Source organism: Mesobacillus sp. AQ2 (assembly GCF_030122805.1).
Lineage (GTDB): Bacteria > Bacillota > Bacilli > Bacillales > Cytobacillaceae > Mesobacillus > Mesobacillus oceanisediminis_A.
Window position 1 is genome coordinate 2,850,459 of sequence record NZ_CP126080.1, and the last position, 12,601, is coordinate 2,863,059.

Genomic DNA, 12,601 nt, shown 5'->3' on the forward strand with positions numbered 1-12,601 from the left:
TTTAGAAAAGAAAAGGCTTCATTCTTATAAATCAACTTGCTCGTGTTGGCTTATAAAAACCTGCATGAGTCCTGTTCCGCTTCATCAGAGACGAGGAGATAAAAAGTTCTTCCCTCAGCTGTGATTTCCTTTGTAAAACCATAACGTTCCAATGCTTCGCAGTCGTTTTCTACTAAGATAGCTGACGAAAATAGCAATGCCTGCAAATGGAATAACATTATCTCCAATGCCTCCTTAAGCGAGTTATCAAGAGGAAGATCTTCCACTATAGATAGCCTTCCTCGGATGCCAAATGCTTCCTTAGCAAACTCGATTGTCTCTGTGAACCTCTCGGATATAGATGAAGCACTGCTAAGGATATCATTCCAATTATCGTCAAAAACGTAAGCCTGCCAAGATGATTCCTTAGAAGTTGCTAAAATCTCAATTTTAAGATAATGAACTTGATCATCATAATAATAAATGGCTTCCATTTGGGCTAACTCCTTTACTATTTTTGATATAGTCTTCCTCATCCGGCCAAGCTTGATTAAAGGTTTGTATAAATATTGGTATTGGGAAAATACTTTGAAAATAGAAATATGTTTGCATGATTTTTGCAGGTAAGGGAAATTAAACACTGAGAAGTTTAAAGTAAGGAGGATGAATCAAGTGAAAAGAGAGCAAAACAACATTATTAAATCTGAACAGGAACTTGAACATGATCAGCAGCACAGCATGGTGTGCAATGATCAGCTATTCTTCCAGGAATTAAGGATTGCGGCTGAAGAAGCAGAACGTGACCGAATTGAAAATGGGGAAAATGCATAATAAAAAAAAAGAGAAAGGCGATTTTGCCTTTCTCCGTCTTAATTAACTGATGAACCTATCTCTTTCTGCAGCTTCTTCTTCACGCTGAGCTTCACGGTCTTCATACCAAAATTTAATATGGGTCAAAATTGAGAAAACAAGGAAAAAATTCATTGTCCAGACACTGACAAACGGGGCGATCCCCCCAAAATCGATCGCTTCATAATTTTTTAGGACCATGACAATATATGATTCAATGAACACAAGGACAAAGCCGGCTACACCTGCAATTGCCATACGCATCATAATCAATAACCACCTTATCGTTTATTCAGATTATTTAAATAATACGACTAATTATTGATTAGCGCAACTATTTTGTTCAATATTTTGCCACATTTACTCATTGACAATTTGTCACACTGTTTTTATCTATTCAGCCTCTTCTGTTTGAGCATGATTTCATATGATTTTTCGATAATATCTGTCAAAACATCACCTTTGTAGATCCTGCCAATTTTCGTATTTTCCTGATAGTATTCTACAATTTCATCAAGCTTGTCCGAGGTCTCTTTGGATACCCTGACGTTTAACTGAATCCTTTGGGCTTCATTCATAATGCTGACTTCCCTCCAACTCCTTCAAAAACTTCTATCTATCTGCTAGCAATCTGATATTATGTAGATATATGTCGCTAACTATACTGCAACGACCTCTATTTTAGCATATTCCTTCAGTATAAAACACTATGTTGTTCCCGGAACCAGTTTCCGCCCCATCCGCAAGGGGTATCTTATAAATATATGCCTTTTAGAAGATAAAAGATGGAGATAATCTATGAAACTGACAATATGGTCATACACAAAAAGATATAATATTAAAGCTCAATTTGACAAGTATCCTAACTCCGTAGTTATTTTCCGCCAAATCAAAGATTATTACTTCGTTTATACTGTTAACTGGGCCATAAGTGATCCTTTGGTTACGAAAAGTGCATTAGAGGAAATGGAATTGCTTCTCAACAGTGAACTTGGTACTCTGGATGAATACCGCCTTAGAAAGGTTTTTCACCAGGATTATGAATGATTTATTTTTAAATAATTAACCATTTACAATTCCGGACAATTGCTTTAAGATAATTTTGGAAACAACAACTGCATAGATTTTTGCACTAGGGGAGCTTTTTGCTGAGAAGAACTTTGTTCTGACCCTTATTACTCGATCTGGATAATACCAGCGTGGGGAAGTGCGGGAGAAACTCATCGTTCCCCTTTTTTATAAGCGATAGTATTCGACTGCATCCATCACGCTGGATGCAGTTTTTGTTTTTCCGAGACTTAAAAAAAGGGAGTCGTTGAGAAAATGGAAAAGAATTTGTGCGGTACAAGCGAGATTACTGGGGCAAGATTTTCGATTTACCCCATGTCAGACAGATTCGTGGAAATAATCCTGTCAGCACTGAAAGAAGTAGACACAACAAAAGTATGGATGAAGACAGATGATATTAGCACCTGTGCACGCGGGCGGTCTGAACATGTATTTGATGTTGTTAAAGCAATCTTTTTAAATGCTTCAAAAGGCGGAGACCATGTAGTCCTGAATGCTACCTTTTCAAATGGATGCCCTGGCGATTCTGCAGGCGATACCTTGATGGCAGAAGACTCCATATTGCTAAATGAAAAACTCTCAAACAGCATCAGCCAGGAAGTTGCCTGCCAGTTCGCACTCTATCCACTGGGAATAGCGAATTATATGGAGGTAATCATGGATCAAATTAAGACCGTTGAGGAACAAGGTGTGTTCGGTGGCGGAGTGCATTATGCCTCCAGGCTTGATGGGGATGCGAACCAGGTATTCACTGGTTTAGAAAAAGCATTTGACGGAGCGAGGTCCAGTGATTCTTCCCATATTGTAATGACTGTAACCATGTCAGCAAATAGTCCTTCAAGAAAGGAGGCAAAATAATGATCGAAAATTGGAAACTTCGTGAAGTGATTGTGTTATCCGTCCTTGCAGTCGTTTTCGGTGTCGTGTACCTGCTTTTTTTACAGGTGGGAAATGTTCTGGTCGGGTTATTCGGTATGATAGGCTATGATTTGATTTTTGGTATTTGGTTCATTGTTTCAATCATCGCTGCCTATATCATCAGAAAGCCTGGAGCAGCTGTACTGTCAGAGACCATAGCGGCCATAATAGAAGTTATGCTTGGAAATGCCGTAGGACCAAGACTGATCCTTGCAGGTCTTATTCAGGGACTGGGAGCTGAAGCAGTCTTCGCCGCAACAAAATGGAAAAACTACTCAACATGGGTACTGATTACTGCAGGTATGGGATCTTCCATCACCAGTTTTGTCTGGGGATATTTTTTGGGAGGATTTTCTGCTTTATCCCCAGGCTATGTGGCAGCAATGTTTTTTGTAAGATTATTAAGCGGGGCACTGCTAGCCGGACTATCAGGCAAATACATAAGTGACAGCCTTGCCAGGACCGGGGCACTGAATAGCTTCCCTCTTGGAAAAGAAGCAAGAAAGGAAAAGCTTGCCGATGAGCGGCCAGCATAAGACTCCCTTGCTTGAAGTCTCCAATTTAAACTTCAAGTTTGAGGACGATTCCATACTTGAAAATATCTCTTTTAATATTAATGAAAATGAGAACATTTTTATACTTGGTCCAAGCGGTTCCGGGAAAAGCACCCTCGCTTATTGTCTAAATAATCTTTATCCAGACTCTATCGGCGGAATCAAAACTGGAAGCATCCAATATAAAGGCCTTGAGATCTCCTCGTTCGCTCCTGGAGAGATCAATCAAAAAATCGGTTTGGTCATGCAGGATCCAGATTCTCAATTCTGCATGCAGACAGTTGAAGAAGAATTAATCTTTATACTTGAGAACATCAGGCTTCCGAGAACCGAATTTGAACAAAGGATACGTAATGCTCTTGGACTGGTGGATATGCTTCCCATGAAGAAGCGTGTGATACAAAGCCTTTCAGGAGGACAAAAACAAAAGCTCGCGATTGCCTGTGCACTGGCTATGGAGCCAGAGATGCTAATCCTTGATGAGCCAACTGCAAACCTTGATCCCGCCTCCAGTTTTGAACTTGTCAGGACGCTAAAAAGCTTGAAAAAGCAACGCCCATTCAGTATCCTTGTCATCGAACATAATCTTGATTATTGGCAGGATTTTATGGATCGCTGCCTGATTTTAAACACTGAGGGTGAATTGATATTTGATGGACCTGAAGGGATTTGTTTTTCCGATTATGCAGAAATGCTGGCGAAGGAAGGAATCTGGCTCCCCAGGGCTGTAGATGCTGGTTTAAGATTGCGAAATGCCGGGTTGCTCACAACCTCTTCCCTGCCCATTACAATCGCTGAAATCATCAGGAAGACAGACGATTTCCAAAAATGTCTCCAGCTCCTCTCAGGTAAAGAGCACAGGAAAAGAGACGATCACTCTGCATTCATTTTCGAAACCAATGGTGTCAGCTATGTAAAAACCAACAAAGCAATCATTGAAAACATCAGTTTGTCTATAAAGGAAGGGGAATTTATAGCAATAGCAGGATCCAACGGCTCGGGCAAGACGACCTTTTCAAGATGTCTGTCAGGCCTTCTCGAATTTGAAGGAGAAATAAAATTTTATGGAAAATGGTTAGATGATTGGCTTGAAACATCTAAATGGAGAAAAATGGGCTATGTTTTCCAAAACCCGGAACATCAATTCATCACGGATTCAGTAAAAGAGGAAATCTTTTATAGCTTGAAGGGGCAAAACAAACATGAGCAAAACGATAGATTAAAAGAAATTTTGAAACTCCTGCGGATGGAGGATAAGGAATACAGCCACCCCTTTTCATTAAGCCAGGGTCAAAAGAGGAGATTAAGTGTAGCGACGATGCTCGTCAATGGTCAGGAAGTCATTCTCCTGGACGAACCAACATTCGGCCAGGATGCCAATACAGCGAAAGAACTGATTGATCTCATAAAAAAGTCTTTACCCGAAACAGGCTGTATCATCATGATCACCCATGATATGGATATCATCGAGCAGCATGCAGATAAAGTGTTGGTGATGGACGGAGGAAAAATGCTATTTTACGATACTCCCCATCTCCTTTGGAGCCAATCAGATCTATTGGCCAGGGCTAACCTCAGGCTGCCGTTCGTCAAGGAACTGGAAATGTATCTGGAGGGAAGTTATCTTGCTAAATAACATGAATCCCAGTTTGAAGGCTTTTAGTGTCCTGATCGGCATCATCATGCTTTCTGTGTTTTTTGATCCCATCACTCCATTGATTAGTCTTATATTAACGGTAGCAATCACTTTTGTTTTGGGCAAAGTCAGCTTAAAGAGATGGATTCTGCTATTCTCACCTTTCATTTTTATGAGTATTGTCTATGTCTGGTCATCCCTTTTGTTTCCACGGACATATCCTGGAGACAATATCATCTGGCAATGGCAGTTCATTTCGATCACTTCAGAGGGTCTCCTGCGAAGTTTGGCACTGGGATTAAGAATATTGAGTTTCGCCTCTCTCTCACTTTTATTTGTCCTGACGACAAATCCCATCCGCTTTCTTCACAGTTTGATGCAGCAATGCAGGCTATCACCCAAATTGGCCTATTCCATCATGGCTGGGTATCAATTCCTTCCTTTGATAAAGGAAGAGTTTGAGATTATCAGGAATGCTCACCTTGTGCGGGGAGCAGGGAGATCAAGAACCATAATGGATAAAATCAGGCAAATCAAGAAATATACCATCCCTTTGCTTGCAAACGGGATCAGAAAAGCAGAGAGAACAGCGATTGCGATGGAGTCAAAAGGTTTTACAGGGGATAAAAACAGAGAGTATTATCATATCATCACTATTTCAAAAAAAGACTGGCTGCTTTCCTGTGTGCTCGTCAGCATTGTATTTATCAGCATAACTGTTTCTTTTCTGTTCGGCTATCTGAATTTCTATAATGGTCAGCTATGAACAAACCCAGCACCTAATTAAAGGTGCTGGGTTTGTCCCGTCTTTATTTCTTTACACTAACCAGTGCTTCCCAGTCGATTGTTCCGTTCTTAATCTGCTCACGTTTTTCTTTATTCATGATATCCGCTGGTCTGCCGCCTTTTGGCCAGTCTCCTTCATGCCCAGTGAATTCTGGTCTGTCATGTGAAAGGATATACGCCGCTACATCGATTGCCTGCTGGTCAGTCAAAGTGCCTCCCTGTCCCTTAGGCATATTCTTCTGGACATATCCTGCCATTTTAGTCAGTCGTGACATTCCCGCTCCATCATTGAAGGAATGTTCACCCCAGACAGCCGGCCCAGTATTTGTACCAGTTCCTCCTCCATCTGCTGCATGGCAAGCCGCACATGATTGTGCATAAACCTTTTCTCCATCCTCTATGCTTGGAACAGGAAATTGTTTTGGCTCTTTTGCAGCTCTCCAGGGAATATCCGCCCCTGAAGGTACTCCTTCAGACATATAATGCAAATAAGCAATCATCGCTCTCATTTCTTTACTGTCTTCAGGAATCATCTTTCCATTCATGCTGCGGATCATACAGCCATTAATTCGATCTTCAAGTGTATATACTTCTCCTTCACGAGGCCTGTACTCTGGATAGACAGCAGTGAGCCCAATCATTGGCGCCTCATCCTTGACTGTGCCTCCGTTTGCGTGGCAGCTTGCACAGGATAAATTATTGCCTACATACTCATCGGCGAGGGTATTTGTTTCCATCATTAAGTCATATCCATATTTGATGCTTTCACCCAGCGGCCCATCTGGAACATCCTCCATGCTTGGCGGATTGAATTCAATGGTATTGCTTGCTGTCCCTTCTGACTGCTGAGGAGCAGTTGCTGTTTCAGCAGGTCCGAGATCCTGACTGATTTTCCAGCCGACAAATAAAGATCCAAAGATTAAAAAACCAATAATAATTGCTAGACTGTTCTTCATAATTATTCCTCCCTATGTAACATTTCCAAATCTGCATTTCATTTTCCCTATACCCATTCTAGTATAAAACGCTTCATTATTTATATATTAAATATGTAAAAATAGTGAAAACTATAAAAATAGGAACTGGAATTCTCCAGCTCCTACTTCTCTTTCCCGTAAAAATAAAGGAACCATACAGCGTGGTTTTGCTCATCATATGCCGCACGTCTGAAAACCTCTTTTATGACCGGGTCGGCAGCTTCATCACCAATTTCATGATAAAAATCTACCGTCACTTGTTCATCATTAAAGGATGCTTCAAGTCCCTGGATGTAAGTCCTCGCGCACTCTTCAGTCATCTTAAGCTGAGGCTGCTTTCCCGTAAGAGCGGAATAAATTTGAGAAAACTGTTGCAAATGTTTTTTTTCATCATTCAATATTTCATTGATTCGCTTTTTCTGTTCTTCATTCGGTGCCATTGCTGCTAGCTCAGCGTAACACTTCGTAGCAGTATATTCTCCATTGATGGCTTTGGTTATGTCATTGATTAATTTTTGATTTTGCCTATAATGATCATAATAAGGATACATCTCAATCCTCCCCAAGTTATTTATAACAGTGTATGGAGAGGATCTGACTGATGTGCCTGTATCATGCTTTTCCCTCGTATTCAACGAAGATACCCTTGAAGTATTTCTTTTCTCTTGTCATCTCTATTCCGGATTCTCTCATGTAACGGCCGGTATCCCGATTCAAATGACAGCCGTCACACAGTCTCTTCCAAGCAGGCGTGAGGAAATCCTGCAGGGCGGCAAGGGATTTGGATTCCGTCCTTACATGTTCGAATAGGACAATCCTGCCTCCCTTTTTGCATACTCTTTTCATTTCTTTAAATACTTGGCGGGGTTCCTCGACGGAACATAAAACTAGAGTAGCGACCACTGTATCGAACTCTCCATCACTAAATGGAAGCGACTCGGCCATCCCCTTATGGAATTCAACTTGCAAACCATTCTTTTCAGCTTGTTCTTGTGCCTGCTCAAGCATATACGGATTTGGTTCAATGGAAACAAGCCTATCCACTTTTCCTTTTGAATAATATGGATAATTAGCCCCTGTACCTGCACCAATCTCAAGTATTTTCCCCTCTAGACCAGAAATGATATTTTTCCTCACATGCGCAATCCATCTTTTTTCAAGCGGACTCATTAGCGTGTCATAAAAAGAAGCAAATAATTTTGCCACAATAAAAGCTCCTCGCTGTTTTATTTCCCTCATTATATAAAAAATGGCCCCTGATAGCTAATGCCAGGCCAGGTATATCCTTTAAAGAAACAATTGATAACGCGAATACGATCTTGGACATGAAGAAAGACAGCCGTTATCAGGCTGCCTTAGTAAGTCTTATCATGGTTTTAAAACTACTTTTATGCAATCATCTTTTCGGTCGTTAAATATATCATACCCTTTCGCTGCATCTTCGAGCGGGATTTTGTGGGTAATGATATCAGTTGGGTCGAATTCTCCATTCACAACCATATCAAAAAGCTTTGGCATGTAATGAATGACCGGAGCCTGTCCCATTTTCATCGTAATATTACGTTCGAAAAATCGGCCAAGCGGGAACATATTATATCTTAATCCATATACACCGGTAAGCTGGACTGTACCAAATTTGCGCACAGCTGTATGCGCAATTTCCAGCGCAGAAAGCGTTCCGCCCTGCAGCTTCAATTTTTGTTCAACTTTTTCCACCACTGATTTTTTCCCATCCATCCCTACACAATCGATGACGACATCCGCCCCGCCATTCGTAAGATCCTGCAGGAATTTCCCTGGATCATCCTCCTGAGTGAAATCAAAAATTTCTACATTGTTTGTTTTCCTGGCATGCATAAGCCTATAATCAAGATGGTCAACTGCAATAACTCGTTTTGCCCCTTTCATCCAGGCAAATTTCTGAGTCATTAGTCCAACAGGTCCGCTTCCCAGGACAATGACAGTATCCCCTTTTTTCACACCTGCATGTTCGACACTCCACCAGGCTGTTGGTATAACGTCCGATAAAAATAATAAAGATTCATCTTCAAGCTCACAAGATTCAGGTACAACGAAAGAAGTAAAATCAGCATACGGCACCTTCAAATATTCTGCCTGTCCGCCTGGATGATTACCGTATTGCTCGGTGTAACCAAAATAAGCACCGGTATCTTTGTACTCGTTTGTATTATCACATTGACTTTCCATTTGGTTTTGACAATAAAAACATTCACCGCATGAAACGTTAAATGGAATGACGACCCTGACTCCCTTTTTCAAGTTCTCGACACCTGGTCCTACTTCTTCAACGATCCCCATTGGCTCGTGGCCTATGATGTAGCCTGGCCGCAGCGGCATATTGCCCTGGTAGAGGTGAAGGTCGGACCCACAAATCGCTGTCGAAGTGATTTTCACGATCATGTCTTTTTCATGCTCAATTTTCGGCGCCTCTACATTTTTGACTTGGACATCTTTAGAACCCTGGTACGTAACTGCTTTCAATATTCGCCACCCCATTCCTATTTAATACATTTAAAGATTTCCCTATCGTTATTCGTAAAAAACACGTTTGGAAGTTTTTCCAATAATTAGCTCAATACATAATTGATCTGGCAATAATGCAACTTATTGAATGGAGGTGTTTATGAAATGGAACCGAAACAGCCTGGCAGTAACAGTCTTCCTGACTTCAAGGAGATGACAGACAGGGTGCATGCAAATCCGGGAACAGGCCCGCAACTGGTCATAAAGACCAGCCTGGATCCCAGTGAAGTCACAGAGGAAAATCCTTATGTCCAATCTGATCAACCAACTGATCCGGAAGAATTCAGAAATTACTTCAAGGAGTAGATGATGGAAAAAACACAGGCCTATCTTCGTGAAATTGTATCCAATTATACAGAGACATATCCACTCAGCAAGAAAATCTATCAAAGGTTAGAAAGCGAAAATTACGCTTCTGAAGGTGATTTTGTCAAAGTCCTGACAGCTGAGGAAATAGAATTTTTGAATAAGATCTTACCGGAAGCGATTGAGTATGCGAATAATGAACAGGATGAAAAACGCGCCTATCAGCTAAACGAAGTATATGAGCTTCTATATTGAAAATCTGGAAATCTTCTCCCGAAAACGAAAAAACAGCAGGAATGAATCCTGCTGTTTTTAACCGTTGGCTGAAGCTGTATGTTCCTCATCAATTGCTTCTTCGCCCGTCTTTTCCCGATGGTAAATTGCATTGATTTCACCGCCGAGCACAAGCGCCAACCCTGTCAGGAACAACCATAGCATCAACACAATTACGCCGCCAAGACTTCCGTATGTGGCTGAGTAATTGCCGAAATTGCTGACATAAAATGAAAATCCCAGCGAAATCAACTGCCAGACAATAGTGGCAAAAATTGCCCCAGGCAGGACGTGTTTGAAAGGATAATGCTTGTTTGGGGCGATTCGGTACAAACCAGTCAATACTGCCACCATGACCACAATCCCGATGACCCACCTGATCACATTGAAGATAATATCATATGGTTCAGGAATTGGGATGATTGTTTGTATCGTTTCCAGGATGACATTGCCGAATACCGGGAGCAATAACGCAATGACAAAAGCCAGAATCAAACCAATCGTAAGAAAAATTGAGACAAGCCTCGCTTTGATGAAAGATCTTGTTTCCTTTACATCATAGGCAATATTCATTGCTTTCATAAAGGCGTTCATACCGTTTGAAGCTGACCAGATTGTCCCGATGATCCCGAAGGTCAAAAGTCCGCCATTTCGCTCACTTACAAGTTTCACCACATTATCTCTCAATAATTGCGCAGACTCTTCCGGCAATAACTGATTGACAACATTGATTGCCTTTTGTGGATCGATATTCAAGTAAGGGACGATGGCAATCAACAAAATCATCATCGGAAACAATGCCAGCATATAATAATATGCTTGCTGGGCAGCAAGTCCAGTTGCACGGTCTTTTTTCAGCTCTCCCAGCAAACTTTTCCCATAGTGCTTAAATTTCTCTTTCACTAAACGCACCTCATTTCTCCATTGCAATATGCTTGTCTTTTCCCCGACTTCAGGAGTTTTAATCCTGATTAAAATATCGGTAAAATAAAAAAGACCATCCCTGGTCTTTTTAAAAATCTACTTATCATCTTCAACATATGGGTCATGTTCGAATGCAGGCAAGTCTCCAAAGGATGTCATAATCCCTTCCCTGTCCAGCTCCTCTTCATACTTTTCGTGCTGTTTATTTGGATAAATAGTTATTTCTTTACCGGTAATATCGTTGCCGACAAAGTTTTCGAAATCCTCGACATATCCAATATTCTCTTCGGATTCAATATACGTGTCATTATAATGATCCTGTGGTTTCACGAAATCCGAGGGACTTTCTGAAGTGCCCCAACTTGCTACTGCCTGCCAAGAATCCTCTGCATCAAATGCAACATTTTCATCTTTATTATCCAAATCGAACTTACCGAATGGCGGCATCAATACCCCCTCTTCAATTGGGCGGTTATGTGATACGGTCCTGTCTGGAGTGTGTTCAATGCAAAACCTCGTTTCAGGCACCGCTTTTAGACGGTCATATGGAATGTCCTTTCCACATACCTCACATTTTCCATAGCTTCCTCTCTCGATTGCCTGCAATGCAAGATCGATATTCTTGAGTTGATATTCAACATGCTCGTTAAGTGCAATATCTTTCTCGCGTTCATATAACTCTGTCCCCTCATCTCCCGGATGGTTATCGTAGCTTGAAAGCTCTCCAGTTGATTCGTGGGCATGGCCACTTCTTAAATCGAAATGATCGTTAGCATCCAGATTGGCTTCAAGATCATTTTTGTTTTTGAGTAGATCTGCCTGGAATTCCCTCAACTGCCCGTTTGTTAGCATATTTGCTGCCCCTTTCCTAGTAACGGTTTTTATTAGCTTGCTGCATTTGGCTTTATTTCATTAACGGTAATAAGTGTTATCTCCCGCAAGTACCAATTTTATGGCCTAACTCATAGTATGTAGGAAAACTTATTATTTGGAGTGATGCCTATGCCTTTATTTGTCAATGGATTTGTCTCCCCACAGGTTTTCAGCAAAAATAAGGAGGTTGAAAATCCAGAAAATCAGGAAAAGTTTCGCTTAAATTACCTGCATGAGTTGTTGAATGAACAGCGAAAGTTAAACCATGAGTTGTCTGGAAGTGTCATGAAATTTGACAACTCCCTTGAACAGAACAGACAGGAACAAATTAAACACTTTAATGCACTGGTTTCCTCACTGGCAAAGCAGGAAAACCTATCTGAGAAAGTTATCGAGAATATATACGAACAAAAGGAATCGGCTTCTGACCTGGACGATAAATTGATTAAACTTGAAGAAATGCATGAACAGTTTTCAAAAACACTTTTAAACAAGGAACTGACAAGTCAGGCCATATTGGACCAGCTTGCCTGCCAGCAATCAATGATTATCGATTTAAACAGAAAACTGCTCGAGTATGAGGATGTCACCAAAGCTCTTGTCATTCAAGCACAAAAGCAGGAAGAACTGCAGGATATGATTGCAAAACACATTGATTTGCAAGGGATTTTCCACGAAACGGTCATGGAACAACTTGGCAAACAGGATGCTGTGGGCGAAGGAATTTCAGATCAATTAGGTGAAATAAAATCTTCATTGTCAACCAAAGCTAATGAAATTATTGAAAAGCTTGAAAACCAGTATTCAAAGTTCACACATTTTCTTTTAAGCCTTATTGTGCCAAATATCACCCAAAAGAAAATAATCAGAGGTAAAATGTTTAAAAAAGAAAATAATCAGGAAAAATAAAAAAA

Annotated in this window: 18 protein-coding genes and 1 riboswitch; of the genes, 9 read left to right on the forward strand and 9 right to left on the reverse strand. The window is 40.8% G+C overall.

Annotation, left to right across the window (positions count from 1 at the left end):
- Nucleotides 1–50: 50 nt before the first annotated feature.
- On the reverse strand, nt 51–473 hold the full coding sequence (locus QNH36_RS14285; protein ID WP_251540447.1) for a hypothetical protein: 423 nt from the start codon (nt 471–473) through the stop codon (nt 51–53).
- A gap of 178 nt (nt 474–651) precedes the next feature.
- Between QNH36_RS14285 and QNH36_RS14290 the strand changes: the two genes are divergently transcribed.
- Nucleotides 652–810 carry a hypothetical protein gene (locus QNH36_RS14290; RefSeq protein ID WP_186326830.1) on the forward strand — a complete coding sequence of 53 codons (159 nt, stop codon included), beginning with the start codon at nt 652–654 and terminating at the stop codon, nt 808–810.
- Between the two features lie 42 nt (nt 811–852).
- Here QNH36_RS14290 and QNH36_RS14295 read toward each other — a convergent pair whose 3' ends face one another.
- Together QNH36_RS14295 and QNH36_RS14300 are read right to left on the reverse strand one after the other, a co-directional pair.
- Nucleotides 853–1,095, reverse strand: a complete 243-nt coding sequence (locus QNH36_RS14295; protein ID WP_144479625.1) for a hypothetical protein — start codon at nt 1,093–1,095, stop codon at nt 853–855.
- A 122-nt stretch (nt 1,096–1,217) separates the two neighbouring features.
- Nucleotides 1,218–1,406: a hypothetical protein gene (locus QNH36_RS14300; protein WP_144479627.1), complete on the reverse strand. Its 189-nt coding sequence runs from the start codon at nt 1,404–1,406 to the stop codon at nt 1,218–1,220.
- Nucleotides 1,407–1,626: 220 nt separating this feature from the next.
- Here QNH36_RS14300 and QNH36_RS14305 point away from each other — a divergent pair, with 220 nt between their 5' ends.
- From QNH36_RS14305 to QNH36_RS14325, 5 genes are all read left to right on the forward strand, one after another.
- Nucleotides 1,627–1,875 carry a hypothetical protein gene (locus QNH36_RS14305; protein WP_144479629.1) on the forward strand — a complete coding sequence of 83 codons (249 nt, stop codon included), beginning with the start codon at nt 1,627–1,629 and terminating at the stop codon, nt 1,873–1,875.
- 77 nt (nt 1,876–1,952) lie between these two features.
- A riboswitch (TPP riboswitch) is annotated at nt 1,953–2,051 on the forward strand.
- A 100-nt stretch (nt 2,052–2,151) separates the two neighbouring features.
- Nucleotides 2,152–2,754: a YkoF family thiamine/hydroxymethylpyrimidine-binding protein gene (locus QNH36_RS14310; RefSeq protein ID WP_144479631.1), complete on the forward strand. Its 603-nt coding sequence runs from the start codon at nt 2,152–2,154 to the stop codon at nt 2,752–2,754.
- Nucleotides 2,754–3,350, forward strand: a complete 597-nt coding sequence (locus QNH36_RS14315) for an ECF transporter S component (protein ID WP_251540449.1) — start codon at nt 2,754–2,756, stop codon at nt 3,348–3,350. Before QNH36_RS14310 ends, QNH36_RS14315 begins: the two co-directional genes overlap by 1 nt.
- Nucleotides 3,334–5,004, forward strand: a complete 1,671-nt coding sequence (locus tag QNH36_RS14320; RefSeq protein ID WP_251540450.1) for an ABC transporter ATP-binding protein — start codon at nt 3,334–3,336, stop codon at nt 5,002–5,004. The genes QNH36_RS14315 and QNH36_RS14320 overlap by 17 nt, the downstream gene beginning before the upstream one ends.
- On the forward strand, nt 4,994–5,770 hold the full coding sequence (locus QNH36_RS14325; protein ID WP_251540452.1) for an energy-coupling factor transporter transmembrane component T family protein: 777 nt from the start codon (nt 4,994–4,996) through the stop codon (nt 5,768–5,770). The genes QNH36_RS14320 and QNH36_RS14325 overlap by 11 nt, the downstream gene beginning before the upstream one ends.
- A gap of 43 nt (nt 5,771–5,813) precedes the next feature.
- On the opposite strand, the gene QNH36_RS14330 is transcribed toward QNH36_RS14325, so the two are convergent.
- From QNH36_RS14330 to QNH36_RS14345, 4 genes are all read right to left on the reverse strand, one after another.
- A complete protein-coding gene (locus QNH36_RS14330; RefSeq protein ID WP_144479640.1) occupies nt 5,814–6,746 on the reverse strand; it encodes a c-type cytochrome in 933 nt (310 codons plus the stop codon).
- A gap of 143 nt (nt 6,747–6,889) precedes the next feature.
- On the reverse strand, nt 6,890–7,318 hold the full coding sequence (locus QNH36_RS14335; protein ID WP_144479641.1) for a ferritin-like domain-containing protein: 429 nt from the start codon (nt 7,316–7,318) through the stop codon (nt 6,890–6,892).
- 61 nt (nt 7,319–7,379) lie between these two features.
- Nucleotides 7,380–7,973, reverse strand: coding sequence for a class I SAM-dependent methyltransferase (locus QNH36_RS14340; protein ID WP_186326831.1), 594 nt, complete (start codon nt 7,971–7,973; stop codon nt 7,380–7,382).
- 162 nt (nt 7,974–8,135) lie between these two features.
- Nucleotides 8,136–9,269, reverse strand: a complete 1,134-nt coding sequence (locus QNH36_RS14345) for a zinc-dependent alcohol dehydrogenase (protein WP_283903697.1) — start codon at nt 9,267–9,269, stop codon at nt 8,136–8,138.
- A gap of 147 nt (nt 9,270–9,416) precedes the next feature.
- On the opposite strand from QNH36_RS14345, the gene QNH36_RS14350 reads away from it, so the two are divergent.
- Both QNH36_RS14350 and QNH36_RS14355 read left to right on the forward strand, forming a co-directional pair.
- Nucleotides 9,417–9,617 (forward strand): hypothetical protein, encoded by a 201-nt coding sequence (locus tag QNH36_RS14350; protein WP_144479647.1) that lies wholly within the window; start codon nt 9,417–9,419, stop codon nt 9,615–9,617.
- 3 nt (nt 9,618–9,620) lie between these two features.
- Nucleotides 9,621–9,872, forward strand: a complete 252-nt coding sequence (locus QNH36_RS14355) for a sigma-G-dependent sporulation-specific acid-soluble spore protein CsgA (RefSeq protein WP_144480027.1) — start codon at nt 9,621–9,623, stop codon at nt 9,870–9,872.
- 57 nt (nt 9,873–9,929) lie between these two features.
- On the opposite strand, the gene QNH36_RS14360 is transcribed toward QNH36_RS14355, so the two are convergent.
- Both QNH36_RS14360 and QNH36_RS14365 read right to left on the reverse strand, forming a co-directional pair.
- Nucleotides 9,930–10,793 (reverse strand): YihY/virulence factor BrkB family protein, encoded by an 864-nt coding sequence (locus QNH36_RS14360; RefSeq protein WP_144479649.1) that lies wholly within the window; start codon nt 10,791–10,793, stop codon nt 9,930–9,932.
- A 117-nt stretch (nt 10,794–10,910) separates the two neighbouring features.
- Nucleotides 10,911–11,666: a TraR/DksA C4-type zinc finger protein gene (locus QNH36_RS14365; RefSeq protein WP_144479651.1), complete on the reverse strand. Its 756-nt coding sequence runs from the start codon at nt 11,664–11,666 to the stop codon at nt 10,911–10,913.
- 150 nt (nt 11,667–11,816) lie between these two features.
- Here QNH36_RS14365 and QNH36_RS14370 point away from each other — a divergent pair, with 150 nt between their 5' ends.
- Entirely contained in the window at nt 11,817–12,596 is a 780-nt protein-coding gene (locus QNH36_RS14370) for a hypothetical protein (RefSeq protein ID WP_144479653.1), read from the forward strand.
- Nucleotides 12,597–12,601 lie beyond the last annotated feature (5 nt).

Coding starts and splice junctions, on each gene's coding strand:
- QNH36_RS14300 (WP_144479627.1), bottom strand. CDS start 1,406: ATGAATGAAGCCCAAAGGATTCAGTTAAACGTCAGGGTATCCAAAGAG.
- QNH36_RS14370 (WP_144479653.1), top strand. CDS start 11,817: ATGCCTTTATTTGTCAATGGATTTGTCTCCCCACAGGTTTTCAGCAAA.
- QNH36_RS14320 (WP_251540450.1), top strand. CDS start 3,334: ATGAGCGGCCAGCATAAGACTCCCTTGCTTGAAGTCTCCAATTTAAAC.
- QNH36_RS14335 (WP_144479641.1), bottom strand. CDS start 7,318: ATGTATCCTTATTATGATCATTATAGGCAAAATCAAAAATTAATCAAT.
- QNH36_RS14295 (WP_144479625.1), bottom strand. CDS start 1,095: ATGATGCGTATGGCAATTGCAGGTGTAGCCGGCTTTGTCCTTGTGTTC.
- QNH36_RS14355 (WP_144480027.1), top strand. CDS start 9,621: ATGGAAAAAACACAGGCCTATCTTCGTGAAATTGTATCCAATTATACA.
- QNH36_RS14330 (WP_144479640.1), bottom strand. CDS start 6,746: ATGAAGAACAGTCTAGCAATTATTATTGGTTTTTTAATCTTTGGATCT.
- QNH36_RS14305 (WP_144479629.1), top strand. CDS start 1,627: ATGAAACTGACAATATGGTCATACACAAAAAGATATAATATTAAAGCT.
- QNH36_RS14315 (WP_251540449.1), top strand. CDS start 2,754: ATGATCGAAAATTGGAAACTTCGTGAAGTGATTGTGTTATCCGTCCTT.
- QNH36_RS14365 (WP_144479651.1), bottom strand. CDS start 11,666: ATGCTAACAAACGGGCAGTTGAGGGAATTCCAGGCAGATCTACTCAAA.
- QNH36_RS14285 (WP_251540447.1), bottom strand. CDS start 473: ATGGAAGCCATTTATTATTATGATGATCAAGTTCATTATCTTAAAATT.
- QNH36_RS14350 (WP_144479647.1), top strand. CDS start 9,417: ATGGAACCGAAACAGCCTGGCAGTAACAGTCTTCCTGACTTCAAGGAG.
- QNH36_RS14310 (WP_144479631.1), top strand. CDS start 2,152: ATGGAAAAGAATTTGTGCGGTACAAGCGAGATTACTGGGGCAAGATTT.